This is a genomic window from Vibrio sp. NH-UV-68 (assembly GCF_042940635.1).
Lineage (GTDB): Bacteria > Pseudomonadota > Gammaproteobacteria > Enterobacterales > Vibrionaceae > Vibrio > Vibrio pacinii.
In genome coordinates this window covers 1,420,454-1,434,549 of the sequence record NZ_CP134975.1, presented here as the reverse complement: position 1 = coordinate 1,434,549, position 14,096 = coordinate 1,420,454, and the positions used below count along the sequence as shown (strand labels likewise).

Sequence of the window (14,096 nt, the reverse complement as noted above, 5' to 3'; positions counted from 1 at the left end):
GACATGCCATCCTATTTAGTGAAATCGAACGTGATACTACTGTACTTTTTCTCTTGCCAACAATTGAGAGACGATAACAAGAAATAATGAAACAATTAACATCACGGTTGCGAGCGCATTGACCTCGGGTGAAATACCGACCTTAACCATTGAGTAAATTTTCAATGGCAAGATTTCGTATGTTGGCCCAGTAACAAAAGAGCTGATGATGACGTCGTCAAGCGATAGGGTAAAGCTCAATAGCCATCCTGCAGCAACGGCAGGTTTGGCAAGTGGCAGAATGATTTGCTTCAAAATCGTCCACTCACTTGCCCCGAGATCTTTTGCAGCCTCAAGCATTTTTACGTCAAAACCATTTAAGCGACTGTAAACAGTCACCACGACAAACGGTAAACAGAAAGTAATATGCGCAATAAGCAAGGTGATGAAACCGAGCTGAGCTCCTAGCACCAAGAACAAAGCCAATAGCGAGATCGCCATTACGATGTCTGGTGACATCATCACCACGAACAGCATACCGTTGACCGCACGTTTGCCTTTAAAGGTGTAGCGAAATAGGGCTACGGCGGTCAAGCTACCGATAATCGTCGCTGCGGTAGCAGAGAAAACGGCAACATTCAGTGAATGCCACGCTGCCTGCATTAAGCTGTCATTGTTAACTAGGGTTTCATACCACTTGGTGGTGAAGCCGCCCCATTTCATACCAAATTTGTTGGCATTAAATGAGTTAACGATCAACACGATAATTGGCAGATACAAAAACGCGTACACTAACGCCATAAAGCTAAATCGAACTGCTCGTCCCATCAGTCTAGCTCCGCTTTTTTATTCAACAGTTTGCCTGCACGGTAGTAAGCATAAAGCATAATCGCCATCGCAATGGTTAAGGCAATGCTAGTCGCCGCGCCAAAAGGCCAATCTCGCGCATTCAATACTTGGCTCTTAATCACGTTACCAATCAATAGATTCTTCGCCCCACCTAATAAGTCTGAGATGTAAAACATCCCCAAAGCGGGCAACAGCACTAACAAGCAGCCGCCGATGATTCCCGGCATAGTCAGAGGCAAAATTATCTTAGTGATGGTTTGCAACTTATTGGCCCCTAAATCTTTAGCAGCTTCAATATAAGTGTGATCTAGCTTCTCAATAGCGGAATAGAGCGGCAAAATCATAAACGGTAAAAGGATGTAGACCAAACCGATCATCACCGCGGTTTCGGTGTACATCAGACGTATCGGTTTATCGATAATTTCCATTGCCATCAGTGATTTATTTAAAATTCCTTGCGTGCCTAAGACTATTTTCATTCCATAGGTACGAATCAATGAGTTAGTCCAAAAAGGAACAATCACCAAGAACAGCATAATAGGGCGCCATTTAGGCGGCATTTTTGCAACGATATACGCGAATGGATAGCCAATCACTAAACACAACAACGTCGCGATAATGGCCATATAAAAAGAGTGCAACAACACCTTGGCATAGAGTGGATCGATCAAACGGACATAGTTATCCAACGTGAATGTCAGCTCAATGAGATTGGATTCATCACGCGTAAGGAAACTGGTTGCAATGATCATCACGTTTGGGATCAGCACAAACAGCGTTAACCAACCGACAATCAGGGCAATGATCGCATTTTGTAGACTAATCGTCTTGGCTTTCATTGAGGACGACCTCCCAACTTTCAACCCAAGTGATAGCAACTTTTTGACCTAAAGAGTGGTCCACATCGGGATCGTCTTCATTGAAAAATTCGCTGACCATGACACGCATACCAGACTCAAGTTCGATCACTGAATCTAGCGTCATGCCTTTGTAAGTCCGTTCCATTACGTGACCTACAATGCCTCTTTGCTCAGACTCTTTGATCTCTTCGATGCGAAGATCTTCTGGGCGCAGTAATACTTGCAGCTTATCACCGCTGTTGGCGGATTTATTGCAGTAGACAACTGAGTCAACGCCTTCAATATTGGCGCGAATGCGTTTGTTGTCGGTGCGTTCAAGCATCGTCGCGTTAAAGACGTTGATCTCGCCAATAAATTTGGCAACGAATAGATTTTTTGGCTCTTCATAGATTTCGCGTGGAGAGCCATCTTGCTCAACCACACCATCACGCATCACAATAATGCGGTCAGACATTGACAAGGCTTCTTCTTGGTCGTGAGTCACGAAGATAAAAGTGATCCCAAGCTGACGTTGAAGTTGCTTTAGTTCAATTTGCATCTGCTTGCGCAATTTGTAGTCGAGTGCAGACAATGATTCATCAAGCAATAAAACTTTGGGCTTATTCACAACCGCACGCGCTATCGCGATACGTTGTTGCTGACCCCCAGACAGTTGGTGTGGTTTACGCGCAGCCATCTTCTCAAGTCGAACCATTCGCAGGGCTTCCATGACGCGAGGCTCAATGTCTGCAGCATTCACTTTTTGCATCCGTAAACCAAAGGCAACGTTTTCAAACACGGTCATATGGGGAAATAGTGCATAACTCTGAAATACAGTATTGACGTGCCTTTGCTCTGCAGGAACTTGAGTGACATTCTGATTGGCTAGGGTGATTTCACCGCTATCAGCGGCTTCAAAACCCGCAATCATCCTCAATACGGTCGTTTTACCACAGCCGGAAGGACCTAAAATTGTAAGGAACTCACCATGGTTAACATCCAAATTCAAATTCGAGATGATTTCCTTGCCATCAAAACTTTTACTTATGCCAGTTAGACGTACAACTGGTTGTCCTGCATGTTTAGTAGCGTTCAACGTCTGTTTTTCTCCCATTTGGGGCGTCACTGAAACCTAAGTTCAACGACCGATTGTTACACAAATTCGAGGCGCGCATCATAATCACCAATAGTGTGAAATCAAAGCATTTTCTCATCTTGAAACAGAAAAAAATTTGTCGATAAAAGTAAACATTCCTTACCATACACTTTCTATTTACCGAGAGTCGTACTTATGTAAGAAAAATCTCTTTGTTTTTATTGGGATATAAACACTTATGCACTGCGTTTAGTGCTTAATTATCAACCAATCAGACAGGAAAGCAAGCGGATGTTCGAGAACTGATTTTAGACTTAGCTTGGTTGACGTATAATACTCGCAACTTTTTATCAACAGGTTAGCTTAGTGGCATTGTCATTAAGCATTGGATTCAAGAATGAACAATGACATTGAAAAAGACTTCAACTTAGGCGGAAGTGTTGACCGAGCACTGTCTGGCGACTACGAGCTCAAAGCTGGAGAGGTGTTTCGTGAAGCTTGGCAACATACGCTCAAGAACTTCCTCTCGTTTTCACCATCGATTGTAATTTTGATTGCTTTACAGTTGGCCATTTTCTATGCCGCGTTGAAACTGCAATTGGGGAATCCTGGCATCATCATTGACGCTTTTATTAATCCAGAAGCGTTTGACCCAAGTATTTTCAATGCCATCATGGTAGCTAACTTCAGTTATGAAGTGATTAGCGCACCAATCTACGCTGGGATTAGCCTTATGGCGATGAGCCATGCTGCTGGGCTTGCGACCAAACCTCGTCATATCGGTAAAGGCTTACAGCACACTGTCCCTGTCATCTTAGCCACGTTATTTAGCTTACTGTTACAAGGTATCGCAGGTATGATTTTTCCCCTGCTATCCCTTTACCTCTCGCTAGCCTTTAGTAACGCTATTTTGCTGATTTGTGAAAAGAAGATTCCACCAATGCAATCCTTATTGCTCTCGCTTCGCGCAGTGAATAAGAAAATTTTTGTCTTATCCGGAATCTACTTATTTATCTCGATTATGTTCGTAATTAGCGCCATGTCTTACGGTATTGGCTTGATCATTGTTTTACCATTCTTTTTCCATGTAAAAGGGATTATTTACCGCAACATGTTCGGCATTAAATTAAAAATTGTTGCAACCGACCGCCCACAAAATAAAGATGATAACGATGACGATCCACAAGTGTTCAATGCGTAAGAGTGAGTTTGCCGCAATTGCTGTCGCAGCGGTCATTGCTGGTTGTAGTTTTTATAGTTATGAACTAAACGTTCAACAGCATACAGCGCCGACGGAGCCAACGACTGGTTCGATTGAAAAGTCGGTTGGTGATGCACCTGATTTTGCTGCAATTAAAGATGTAAACCAGAAGAAACAAGCCTTTTTTGATTACTTAAGGCCTGGTATTGCTCTAGAAAACAAACGCATTATTGATGAGCGTAAGTGGTTGGAGTCGATCGCTGATCATTTTAATAGTCAAACACTCTCTGCAAGTGATATCAGCTACGCTAAGCGACTGGGCCAACTATACAACGTTGCGTTGCCAACCCAAGGAATTAACCAAGCTTGGCTAGACGATATGCTGCACAGAGTAGATGTCATTCCTGAGGCTTTGGTTCTGGTTCAAGGCGCCAATGAATCGGCTTGGGGGACGTCTCGTTTTGCCACACAAGCAAACAACTATTTTGGTCAATGGTGTTATACGTCGGGATGCGGTTTAGTGCCAATGCAAAGAGGCGAGGGTATGACTCATGAAGTGGCTAAATTTGGATCAGTCCAACAATCTATTAACGGCTATTTTATGAATGTCAATCGTAACAAGGCGTACGAACAGTTACGTGAAATTCGTTACCAACGTCATTTGGCCGGACAAAGTTTAACCGATACTGACGCTGCAATGGCGCTGACCAATGGATTGTTAAGATACTCTGAGCGCGGTGAGGCATACGTCAATGATTTACAAGCGATGATCAGGCAAAATAAGCGGTTCTGGGAAACTCCCTCAATAAATCAATAAGAAAGAAAACAATGAAGAAAGTATCGTTAGCAATTTTAGCCGCTATGCTCAGTAGTTCCGTGGTTATTCCAGTGCAAGCTCAAGAATATATGTTTACCTACTCAAAGCTTTTTTCGCACATGAAGCAAAATGCTAAAGAGGGGCACGACGATGTTAAAGTCGGATTTTTCTTTTTAAATGCCAATACTAAGCAACTGTGTCATATCGAAAAAGCTTGGATGGAGAAAGAAGAGCACTACGAAGAGTTACAAGTTTCGCCTTACCAGGAAGTACTGGTACCGCTCGATGACAACTTACGTTCCGCTAATCCACTGGTATTTGTGCAAACGCCAATGGATCAACGTTGTGACTTTTCAATGGTTGTCATGACCAAGGCGCCGTTGTCAGGTAGCGTGAGCTATGATGAAATCAAAGTATTGTTACCACAAATGCAAACTATCTTAGAAGAGTTAGGAGGAATGTTCGCCAGTTGGTTTACGCCAGATGTCGAAGGCGTGACACTAGAATTTCCGGACAAGCTTAACTCGCAAATTGTGTTCTCTAATGGTCAAACAAAACCCATCATTGACGGTAAAGCTCAGGTCGCTCTATCGGAAATAGGCCAGGGAGGCACCATGATGCTTCCAGCTGAAACCTCGCGTGTACTGCCTTACTTACCCAAAGCGAATTAAGTCAAAAAGAAACGTTGCTCGTTATATAAAAGGGTCGCATTTACGACCCTTTATCAATTAGAGATTGGTGACATTGAGCTGTAGGCTGGGATCAAACTCTTGAACTAAATCTTGCGCTGATGACGCTTGGCTAGGTAGCTCTTCTTTATCAAAGCCAATATCACCACCGTTAATAACACCAGAGTCTTTGTCGATCGACTTAAAGTCAAACAACTCGAAGTCCGCTAGGTGACTCGGGACGACATTTTGCAAAGCGCTGAACATTGACTCAATACGACCAGGGAAGCGCTTATCCCATTCATTGAGCATCTGCTTAATGTTTTGACGTTGTAAGTTTGGCTGAGAGCCACACAAGTTACATGGAATGATCGGATATTCACGCATAGCAGAAAACTTGATGATGTCTTTTTCACGACAATACGCCAACGGACGAATTACCACATGCTCGCCATTATCAGAGACAAGCTTAGGTGGCATGCTTTTCATTTTTCCACCATGGAACATATTCAAGAATAACGTTTCGAGAATATCATCGCGATGATGTCCAAGTGCTATTTTTGTTGCCCCAAGCTCTTTTGCCGTGCGGTACAAAATACCCCGTCTTAAACGTGAACACAGTGAGCAGGTTGTTTTACCTTCTGGGATCTTGTCTCGAACAATCGAGTAAGTGTCTTCTTCAACGATTTTGTATTCAACGCCCAAAGACTCAAGATACTCTGGAAGAATATGCTCTGGGAAACCTGGCTGTTTTTGATCGAGATTGACCGCGACCAAAGAAAAAGATATTGGCGCACTTTTCTGCAAACTCATCAGAATTTCAAGCATCGTAAAGCTGTCTTTACCACCAGAGAGGCAGACCATAATTCGATCACCATCTTCAATCATGTTGAAGTCTTGGATCGCTTGGCCTGTATTGCGGCGGATGCGCTTTTGTAGCTTATTAAAGTTATATTGTTGAGCTTTAGTACGCTCTTGAGTTTGCTCAGTCATTGGCTTGCAGTCTTCGTCAATCTTCAATACAAAATGAAGGGGGTATGATACGGATAAATAAAGCAGATGCCAGATCTATTGATGAACGAAAGACAAAAAAATCCCCTTAGCGCGGCCAAGGGGAGTATTGATTTAGTTAGATTGCAGTTTTAGGGTCAAGAGGGCTGACATAGCCTTGTGGTTTAAGTGCAAGGACATCGCAGTTGATCTTATCGATGACATGTTCAGCGGTATTGCCAATAAAGACTGCAGACAAACCAGTTCGGCCAGTGGTGCCAATAATAACCATAGCCGCGTTTAACCTTTCTGCGGTATCTGGAATGACATCTTCGGGTAAGCCTTGCTCAACAACCGTTTGTTCTTCATCATAACCGTGTTTTTGGCGTAGTGCTTTCATCGCTGTCAGGTGATGACCACGAACCGCATCAGTGTACATTGCAGGATCAAACTCAGGAAGTTCAATGGTTATATTGGCAGGCGTAACCGGATAAGCGTTAACCAAATAAGGTTTAGCACCTAATCGTTCAGTTAAGCTATTTAATTGCTCAACCATGGCATCATTTAAGCCTAAATGTGTATCGTTTTCTGAGCCAACGTGTACTGAGGCTAAAATGCTCGCATCTTTAGGCCAGTCGGTATTCTTTACTAGTAATACAGGACATGGGCACTTACGCAATAAATGCCAATCTGTTGGTGTAAAAATAACCGACTCTAATACATCGTGCTTTCGAGTGCCTTTAATCACAATGTCATGTTCACCGGCAAAAACTTCAGCAATAACCGCTTCATACGGTCGATTGTGCCAAACCACACGCACATCGAATTCAACACCATCAAGCAGGTAGTCTTTGGCAATCTTGTGCATCCACTGTTCGCGCTGATGGATAACGCCACGACGCATGGCATCACGTTCATCAACAGACAGCATTGATGTCATGTCGTAAGAAAAATCATAGATAGAGAGGAAGAAGGTAACGTGACTTGGTGAGCGACTTTTTTCCGCCAGTTGCATCGCACGAGCAAGTGCAGGTTGTTCATCTTTATTGATGTCAGCAACGACCAAAATCTTATTATAGATACTCATATGTTCTCCTTAGAGACGAGGAGGGCTATATGATTAATGTAGCTTACTTAAGAGGAGAGTTTTAGCATTATTTGAAGGATTATAAGAGAAGTATGATGTAGCTCTATTTCAAAATGAATAACGAGCTACATCATTGAAAGGTATTACGATTCTTTAGACACGCCAGCCAATGCCATTAGTGCGTCGTGATCTAAGATAGTGATATATTTGCCTTTAACACTAAGAATTTCTGACTTCTGAAAACGACCTAAAAGACGAGAAATAGTTTCAACGGTGAGGCCAAGGTAGTTACCGATATCACCACGAGTCATGGTCAAACGGAATTCACGAGGGCTAAAGCCGCGCTGAGAGAAACGGGTTGAAAGGTTGTATAAGAACGCGGCAAGACGCTCTTCTGCATTCTTTTTGGAAAGCAGCAATATCATCTCTTGATCGCCTTTGATTTCATTGCTCATCAAACGCATGATCTGCTGACGTAGTTTAGGCATTTTGCCTGAAAGATCGTCAAGAATTTCGTAAGGAATTTCACACACCATTGAGGTTTCTAGTGCTTGTGCAAAGCTTGGGTGCAAATCACCAGTGATCGCATCAAAGCCAACTAAATCACCGGCAAGATGAAACGCAGTAATTTGCTCATCACCTTGTTCAGTAATGGTGTAACTCTTGATTGTACCTGAACGAATTGCGTAAAGAGACTTGAGTTCATCTCCCGCTTTAAACAGTTCTTGTCCTTTCTGGATTGGCTTTTTACGCTCAATGATTTGGTCAAGCTGGTCGAGCTCAGACTCATTAAGTGTAAACGGAATACAAAGCTGACTAATGCTACAATCTTGGCAGTGGATAGCACAACCGCCGGATTGAACGCGCTTTGTTGCAGGCTTTTCAGAAATCATAACAACCTTTCACTATTTGATATACATCAATATTTTAGCACCCATTAAGCCTAAAGGGTAGTGTAAAAAGCCCCGTAAAAACAGTTAACTAAAAGTTAATTGATAATAGACTTAGCGCGCCGTAGCCAGTATAAACGCCATAGAGCAGGATTATAACCGCAACAATGTGTCGGAATGTGTAAGATGATTGCAACTTATGCAAAGAGGTTGCCGCGTGGCCAACCAAGAGCATTGCAGGCAGCGTTCCTAAGCCGAAAGCTAACATGACTAGCGCGCCATTAAGGGCACTCCCTGACACCGCAGACCAAGTTAGCATTGAGTAAACCAAGCCACAAGGTAGCCATCCCCATATAAAACCAAAAGGTAAAGCATGGATGGGTGAACGAAGAGGCAACAGGGATTTACCGGCTGGAGAAATCACCCGCCATAAAGATTGGCCAAGTTTTTCAATATGCAGTAAACCTTGCCACCAACGGCCAATATAACCAGCAAGCAAAATCATAAATAGTGCAGCGGCCAGTCGCAACCAAGCCAAAACGTCATTAAGGTGACCAATTTCAGTCAACGTTGATACCGCACCGCCAACCAGAGCGCCAATCACCGCATAACTGGTTAATCGACCAAGGTTATAGAATAGCGGCGTTAACTTTGACGGGTGTTTTTGTCCCATGGTGAGCATAGAAGCGATGCCACCGCACATCCCCATACAGTGGCCAGCGCCAACCAATCCTATCAAAAATGCACCAACCCAATCAGGTGTCATTTTGGGCGCTTCTCTTTATTTTCGTCATCATCAAAGAGAATGCTGTGCCCTTGACGTTCCAAATCTTCAAACTGTTCGCTCTTCACCGCCCATAAAAACACTGCGACGGCAACACACACCAATACAATTGCGATTGGGATAAGGATATAAAGGCTTTCCATCTATTTACCTTTTTCTTTGAGCAGACGCAGAGAGTTAGATACTACAATAATTGAACTCGCAGACATACCAACGACTGCAAAATAGGGGGCGACGAAACCCAATACGGCCAACGGTAATATAAGTACGTTATAACCTAACGACCAGGCTAGGTTCTCGCGAATGATCTTACGAGTTTGCAGTGCAAGTTCACGAGCTTCAAGAATTCTATCAAGTCTGTCACCAAGTAAGACCATATCGGCTGACGCTTTCGCCACATCAGTACCGCTACCCATTGCTACCGACAAGTGCGCACCCGCTAAAGTTGGTGCATCGTTGATTCCATCACCAATCATCATTGTAATATCATTGGCATCAACGTTTTGCAGATAAGTCAACTTATCTTGCGGCTTAGCACCAGCCACGACATTCTCAATGCCAATCTGATCGGCAACAATTTTAGCGTTATGTTCGATATCGCCTGTCAGCAATGTGACTTTAACGCCAGCGCGTTGGAATTGCTCAATAAATTGTTTCGTTTCTGAACGAATCGGATCTTGGTAGATAAAGGTCGCGACATGCTGATTATCTATCGATAGATACACGGAGTTGGCTTGAGCTAAGTCCGCGTTGTCTAACACAAACTGGGCACTGCCAATCTTTACTTGCTGGCCAGAAAATAAGCCTTGGATACCAGAGCCAATCACGTTTTCAACTTCTGTCACCGTTACATCATTATCTGCGTAACGCTTAAATGCTCGAGCGATCGGGTGATTCGCACGCTCTTCAAGTGACGCGGCAATGGCGAGAGCTTTGTCTTTGGTTAGTTCGCTGTGTAATTGAACATCATCAATAACAATATCACCATGGGTTAAGGTGCCAGTCTTATCGACGATAAGATGATTGACCTTACATAAGGTTTCAAAAACGTGGCTTTTACGCAGCAAAATACCTAAATTTCCCATACGTGACGTGGCACAAGTCAACGCTGTTGGGGTAGCAAGAGACAACGCGCAAGGGCAGGTCGCAACCAGTACTGACAACATAATCCAAAACGCATCATCTGGACGAGCTTGATGCCAGAAAAACCAAGTACCAGCAGCAATGACCAAAATGATGGCGACAAAGTAACGCGCAACAATATCTGCAATTTCAGCGATCTTGGGCTTGGATAGCTGCGCTTCATCTTGCAAGCGGACGATATTAGAAATCATTGAATCGATTTTCGAAGATGTGACTTCAAGCTCAAACGCTTCCTCGCCGTTAAGCGTACCTGCAAAAACCATGTCATCAACCTGTTTAACCACAGGTAGGGATTCGCCTGTTAACATTGACTCATCAATGTGAACACGACCAGTAATGATCTTACCATCGGCAGGAACATGCTCACCGGGTAAGACGCGAATTTGGTCACCGACCTTGAGTGTCTTGACCGGAACTTGTTCTCCATCTAGGCGATTGGCAATTGCTGGGATAAGTTTCAGTAAATTACCACTGGCCGCTGCTGCTTTACGACGGGCGCGCATTTCAAGAAAACGTCCAACTAACAAGAAGAAGGCAAACATTGAGATAGACTCAAAAAAGACTTCCCCTTGTTCTGTCACCGTCGCAACTAGACTTGCGCAGTAAGCAAAGATCATCGCAATCGAGACAGGTACATCCATACCCAGAGTACGGCTGCGAATACTTCGCCATGCATTGAGGTAAAAGGGTAAGGCAGAGTAGAGCATCACCGGAGTAGCAAAAATTAAGCTCACCCAACGAAAGTAGTTTTTAAACTCAGGCTCTAGGTCGCCAAACACTTCAAGATAAAGCGCTACCGCGAGCATCATCACTTGCATGGTCGCAAGACCTGCAATCCCCAAACGATAGAGGTATTGCTTCATTTGCTCGTGATAGGCCGCTTCTTGTTTATCCGCTTCAAATGGTGCAGCTTTATAACCAAGTTTGTGAATTGAAGAGAGTAATTCACTGAGCTTAGTTTGAGTTTTATCCCAGGCTAATATCGCACGGTTGGTTGTCGTATTAACACGAATAGAAACGACACCGTGTTTAGTCGACACTTGTTTTTCTATCAACCAAGCGCAAGCCGCACAAGAGACACCTTCTAGTGACAGCGTCACTTCTGCGTAATTGTCGTTGTTGCGAACGAACTCCGATTGTACTTCATCATTATCATAATGAATGAGAGCCTGAAGCTGCTCAGGAACAAGATCGGCTTTTTCTGCCGGTGCGGTTCGATATTGATAATAAGAGACGAGGCCGCTATCAACGATAGTCTGAGCGACGGTTTCGCATCCTGGGCAACACATTTCTCTGGTTTCACCGAGAATATCTACTTGGTAGTCCGTGTTGGCTGGTACATCTTCACCACAGTGATAACACGATTTGCACATAGATTTTGCTTAGTTGGATAGTGGGACAAATGACATAGTAGGGAACTCTACTCGGCCTTGAATTAACCATTTTTCATCATGTGGAGTTAACTCGATAAACCACGGACCTTGCAGCTCATTCTCAAGAGTTAAACGGTAATGACCACGTGCATCGGATGTGATCAGCTGAGTGAAGTCTCTATCGGGTAAGGTGCGATGGGCAAACATAGCGGTAATAGCAGGGTAGTGATCGAGCTGCCCCTTTTCAAACTGGACCACAATTGTGTTGCCTTCAGAAGAAACTGCAGCGCTCAGGCCCAGCTCTTTCGCGGTGCTAACACGAGATATATCAACGTTAATACCCTTACCTTTTTTATAGTAATCCTCAGTAACAAGATGAACTGATTGATTTGTGAGTATTAACACTCTGACTACCGTTAAAAGAGATACACCGACGGTAAGAGTAATCAGAAACCACGGCCAAAACTGCTTATACCAAGGCTGTTCCATAAAAAAGTTCTCAATAAAAGATGAAAGAAATTAGGGCTTTAATTTAAAAGAAAGACAGCCCCTTGAATAGGGGCTGTTATTGGAATGTTACTTATTATCTGAGTTGCTTAGGCTCCAAACATAGGCAGAAACAAGTTGAATTTTGTCTTCACCAAGAATGTCTTTCCAAGCCGGCATTACACCAGAACGACCATTCATTACTGTTTCAGTAACGTCAGCTCGTGAACCACCAAATAGCCAGTATTGATCTGTCAAGTCAGGAGCACCCACAGCTGGGTTACCTTTACCGTCAGTACCGTGACAGGCAGCACACACAACAAAGCGAGCTTTACCTGCTTCTGCTTCACGTGCGTTGACACTACGACCAGACAAACTTAGCGTGTAGCTTACTACTTCGTTCACACCTTGTTCACCAAGCGCATCTTTCCAAGAAGGCATTTGACCAATACGACCTTGCATCAATGTTGTCACGATAGCTTGCGGCTCACCGCCATATAGCCATGCATCGTCAGTCAGGTTAGGAAACCCTTTCTGACCGCGGGCATCAGAGCCATGACACTGAGAACAGTTTTGCAAGAACAGACGTTGACCCACTTTTACTGCTTCACTATCCGCTGCAATTTCAGGGATAGGGCGCAGCTCAGTTGAGCCATCGACGTACGCAAGTTTCTTAAATGCTTCGCCAAAGTAGGTTTCTGCATCATCAAGCTCTTTCGCGTATTGAACCAACTGTTTATTCTGTTGAGCAGCAGCGATAGACGCTTTTGATTCCTCAATAGAACGCACAGTTTGGTCAGAACTCTGCCAACCTAGTACACCTTTGAAACTACCTAAACCTGGGTACAGAGTTAGGTAGATCGCAGCGAATACAAACGTACTAACGAACAGGTAAGTCCACCACTTAGGTAGTGGGTTGTTCAGTTCACGAATACCATCGTACTCGTGTCCCATGTCTGCACCTTCTTCAACGCCCATCTTATCTTTTAGGCACCAAAGCAGAAGTGCAGCACAGCCGACAAGAGTACCGACGGTGATGATGATTATCCAAAGACTCCAAAACGTCGTCATTGCTTAGTCACTCCTTGTTCTTTTTCAGGCGCTTTCTGCTCATCAGCGAAAACAAGGTTCGCGGCTTCGTCAAAGCGGGCTTTTCGGCTTTTACCGTAAGCCCACCAAACCACACCAAGAAAGCTAACAAACAGCACTATGGTCCAAATACTGTGAATAGTACCGATATCCATAATTTAACCCCTTTAATTACTTCATTGCGTGACCAAGAGACTGAAGGTAAGCAATGATGGCATCCATCTCTGTTTTCCCTTCGACATCTTTAGACGCGTTTGCGATTTGCTCATCAGTGTACGGAACACCAAACTGATCTCGGAATATTTGTAGCTTTTTCTGTGTGTCCTTACCATCAAGGACATTGTCAGCAAGCCATGGGAAACCAGGCATGTTTGACTCAGGAACTAGCTCACGAGGATCAAGTAGGTGAACACGGTGCCACTCATCAGAGTAACGCCCACCAACACGCGCCAAATCAGGGCCAGTACGCTTAGAACCCCACAGGAACGGGTGCTCATAAACGCTTTCACCTGCCACTGAGTAGTGACCGTAACGCTCTGTTTCCGAACGGAATGGGCGAATCATTTGGCTGTGACAAACGTTACAACCTTCACGGATGTAAACGTCACGACCTTCCATCTCAAGCGCAGTATAAGGACGTAAGTTCTCTACTGGTTCAGTGGTTTGTTTTTGGAAGATCAGAGGAGTGATCTCTACGAGAGCACCCAGACTGATAGCAAAAACGATCAGAATCGCTAGCAAACCGACATTGCGTTCAACAATTTCGTGGCGATTGTTAGAATTAGAACTCATTCTTTAAATCTCC

General features: G+C 44.0%; 16 protein-coding genes. 3 read left to right on the top strand and 13 right to left on the bottom strand.

Annotated features, from left to right (window positions below; all coding sequences use genetic code 11):
• Nucleotides 1-36: 36 nt before the first annotated feature.
• The 3 genes from potC to potA are packed head-to-tail and all read right to left on the bottom strand — an operon-like array spanning nucleotide 37 to nucleotide 2,781.
• Nucleotides 37-807 (bottom strand): spermidine/putrescine ABC transporter permease PotC, encoded by a 771-nt coding sequence (gene potC, locus ViNHUV68_RS06635; RefSeq protein WP_100752304.1) that lies wholly within the window; start codon nucleotides 805-807, stop codon nucleotides 37-39.
• Nucleotides 807-1,667, bottom strand: coding sequence for a spermidine/putrescine ABC transporter permease PotB (potB, locus tag ViNHUV68_RS06630; RefSeq protein ID WP_038174732.1), 861 nt, complete (start codon nucleotides 1,665-1,667; stop codon nucleotides 807-809). The genes potC and potB overlap by 1 nt, the downstream gene beginning before the upstream one ends.
• Complete coding sequence (potA, locus tag ViNHUV68_RS06625) at nucleotides 1,648-2,781, bottom strand: spermidine/putrescine ABC transporter ATP-binding protein PotA (protein ID WP_038174733.1); 1,134 nt, start codon at nucleotides 2,779-2,781, stop codon at nucleotides 1,648-1,650. Before potA ends, potB begins: the two co-directional genes overlap by 20 nt.
• Before the next feature lie 379 nt (nucleotides 2,782-3,160).
• On the opposite strand from potA, the gene ViNHUV68_RS06620 reads away from it, so the two are divergent.
• The 3 genes from ViNHUV68_RS06620 to ViNHUV68_RS06610 are packed head-to-tail and all read left to right on the top strand — an operon-like array spanning nucleotide 3,161 to nucleotide 5,452.
• Entirely contained in the window at nucleotides 3,161-3,964 is an 804-nt protein-coding gene (locus ViNHUV68_RS06620; protein ID WP_038174735.1) for a hypothetical protein, read from the top strand.
• Nucleotides 3,957-4,781: a glucosaminidase domain-containing protein gene (locus ViNHUV68_RS06615; protein ID WP_391090282.1), complete on the top strand. Its 825-nt coding sequence runs from the start codon at nucleotides 3,957-3,959 to the stop codon at nucleotides 4,779-4,781. The genes ViNHUV68_RS06620 and ViNHUV68_RS06615 overlap by 8 nt, the downstream gene beginning before the upstream one ends.
• Nucleotides 4,782-4,792: 11 nt before the next feature.
• Nucleotides 4,793-5,452, top strand: a complete 660-nt coding sequence (locus ViNHUV68_RS06610; RefSeq protein ID WP_038174738.1) for a DUF2987 domain-containing protein — start codon at nucleotides 4,793-4,795, stop codon at nucleotides 5,450-5,452.
• Between the two features lie 57 nt (nucleotides 5,453-5,509).
• Here the strand turns inward: ViNHUV68_RS06610 and ttcA are convergent, their stop codons facing one another.
• The 10 genes from ttcA to ccoO all read right to left on the bottom strand — a co-directional run bounded on the left by ttcA (nucleotide 5,510) and on the right by ccoO (nucleotide 14,083).
• A complete protein-coding gene (ttcA, locus tag ViNHUV68_RS06605; protein WP_391090047.1) occupies nucleotides 5,510-6,442 on the bottom strand; it encodes a tRNA 2-thiocytidine(32) synthetase TtcA in 933 nt (310 codons plus the stop codon).
• Nucleotides 6,443-6,578: 136 nt separating this feature from the next.
• Complete coding sequence (gene uspE, locus ViNHUV68_RS06600) at nucleotides 6,579-7,526, bottom strand: universal stress protein UspE (RefSeq protein WP_038174740.1); 948 nt, start codon at nucleotides 7,524-7,526, stop codon at nucleotides 6,579-6,581.
• A gap of 143 nt (nucleotides 7,527-7,669) precedes the next feature.
• Nucleotides 7,670-8,419, bottom strand: a complete 750-nt coding sequence (locus ViNHUV68_RS06595; protein ID WP_038174741.1) for an FNR family transcription factor — start codon at nucleotides 8,417-8,419, stop codon at nucleotides 7,670-7,672.
• Between the two features lie 88 nt (nucleotides 8,420-8,507).
• Nucleotides 8,508-9,182: a sulfite exporter TauE/SafE family protein gene (locus ViNHUV68_RS06590; protein ID WP_391090044.1), complete on the bottom strand. Its 675-nt coding sequence runs from the start codon at nucleotides 9,180-9,182 to the stop codon at nucleotides 8,508-8,510.
• On the bottom strand, nucleotides 9,179-9,343 hold the full coding sequence (gene ccoS, locus ViNHUV68_RS06585) for a cbb3-type cytochrome oxidase assembly protein CcoS (RefSeq protein ID WP_038174743.1): 165 nt from the start codon (nucleotides 9,341-9,343) through the stop codon (nucleotides 9,179-9,181). The genes ViNHUV68_RS06590 and ccoS overlap by 4 nt, the downstream gene beginning before the upstream one ends.
• Nucleotides 9,344-11,716, bottom strand: a complete 2,373-nt coding sequence (locus ViNHUV68_RS06580; RefSeq protein ID WP_391090042.1) for a heavy metal translocating P-type ATPase metal-binding domain-containing protein — start codon at nucleotides 11,714-11,716, stop codon at nucleotides 9,344-9,346.
• Between the two features lie 9 nt (nucleotides 11,717-11,725).
• Nucleotides 11,726-12,205 (bottom strand): FixH family protein, encoded by a 480-nt coding sequence (locus ViNHUV68_RS06575; protein WP_038174745.1) that lies wholly within the window; start codon nucleotides 12,203-12,205, stop codon nucleotides 11,726-11,728.
• A gap of 87 nt (nucleotides 12,206-12,292) precedes the next feature.
• Nucleotides 12,293-13,273: a cytochrome-c oxidase, cbb3-type subunit III gene (ccoP, locus tag ViNHUV68_RS06570; protein WP_038174746.1), complete on the bottom strand. Its 981-nt coding sequence runs from the start codon at nucleotides 13,271-13,273 to the stop codon at nucleotides 12,293-12,295.
• The gene (locus tag ViNHUV68_RS06565; RefSeq protein WP_004745916.1) at nucleotides 13,270-13,446 is read right to left on the bottom strand and encodes a CcoQ/FixQ family Cbb3-type cytochrome c oxidase assembly chaperone; all 177 of its coding nucleotides are present in this window, start codon (nucleotides 13,444-13,446) and stop codon (nucleotides 13,270-13,272) included. The genes ccoP and ViNHUV68_RS06565 overlap by 4 nt, the downstream gene beginning before the upstream one ends.
• Before the next feature lie 16 nt (nucleotides 13,447-13,462).
• Nucleotides 13,463-14,083 carry a cytochrome-c oxidase, cbb3-type subunit II gene (gene ccoO / locus ViNHUV68_RS06560; protein ID WP_038174748.1) on the bottom strand — a complete coding sequence of 207 codons (621 nt, stop codon included), beginning with the start codon at nucleotides 14,081-14,083 and terminating at the stop codon, nucleotides 13,463-13,465.
• Nucleotides 14,084-14,096 lie beyond the last annotated feature (13 nt).

Excerpts from the sequence above, each read along its gene's own strand:
- ViNHUV68_RS06595 (WP_038174741.1), bottom strand. The coding sequence starts at position 8,419 with ATGATTTCTGAAAAGCCTGCAACAAAGCGCGTTCAATCCGGCGGTTGT.
- ViNHUV68_RS06590 (WP_391090044.1), bottom strand. The coding sequence starts at position 9,182 with ATGACACCTGATTGGGTTGGTGCATTTTTGATAGGATTGGTTGGCGCT.
- ViNHUV68_RS06580 (WP_391090042.1), bottom strand. The coding sequence starts at position 11,716 with ATGTGCAAATCGTGTTATCACTGTGGTGAAGATGTACCAGCCAACACG.
- ViNHUV68_RS06620 (WP_038174735.1), top strand. The coding sequence starts at position 3,161 with ATGAACAATGACATTGAAAAAGACTTCAACTTAGGCGGAAGTGTTGAC.
- potB (WP_038174732.1), bottom strand. The coding sequence starts at position 1,667 with ATGAAAGCCAAGACGATTAGTCTACAAAATGCGATCATTGCCCTGATT.
- potC (WP_100752304.1), bottom strand. The coding sequence starts at position 807 with ATGGGACGAGCAGTTCGATTTAGCTTTATGGCGTTAGTGTACGCGTTT.
- ccoO (WP_038174748.1), bottom strand. The coding sequence starts at position 14,083 with ATGAGTTCTAATTCTAACAATCGCCACGAAATTGTTGAACGCAATGTC.
- potA (WP_038174733.1), bottom strand. The coding sequence starts at position 2,781 with ATGGGAGAAAAACAGACGTTGAACGCTACTAAACATGCAGGACAACCA.
- ViNHUV68_RS06565 (WP_004745916.1), bottom strand. The coding sequence starts at position 13,446 with ATGGATATCGGTACTATTCACAGTATTTGGACCATAGTGCTGTTTGTT.
- ttcA (WP_391090047.1), bottom strand. The coding sequence starts at position 6,442 with ATGACTGAGCAAACTCAAGAGCGTACTAAAGCTCAACAATATAACTTT.
- ViNHUV68_RS06610 (WP_038174738.1), top strand. The coding sequence starts at position 4,793 with ATGAAGAAAGTATCGTTAGCAATTTTAGCCGCTATGCTCAGTAGTTCC.
- ccoS (WP_038174743.1), bottom strand. The coding sequence starts at position 9,343 with ATGGAAAGCCTTTATATCCTTATCCCAATCGCAATTGTATTGGTGTGT.
- uspE (WP_038174740.1), bottom strand. The coding sequence starts at position 7,526 with ATGAGTATCTATAATAAGATTTTGGTCGTTGCTGACATCAATAAAGAT.
- ViNHUV68_RS06575 (WP_038174745.1), bottom strand. The coding sequence starts at position 12,205 with ATGGAACAGCCTTGGTATAAGCAGTTTTGGCCGTGGTTTCTGATTACT.
- ViNHUV68_RS06615 (WP_391090282.1), top strand. The coding sequence starts at position 3,957 with ATGCGTAAGAGTGAGTTTGCCGCAATTGCTGTCGCAGCGGTCATTGCT.
- ccoP (WP_038174746.1), bottom strand. The coding sequence starts at position 13,273 with ATGACGACGTTTTGGAGTCTTTGGATAATCATCATCACCGTCGGTACT.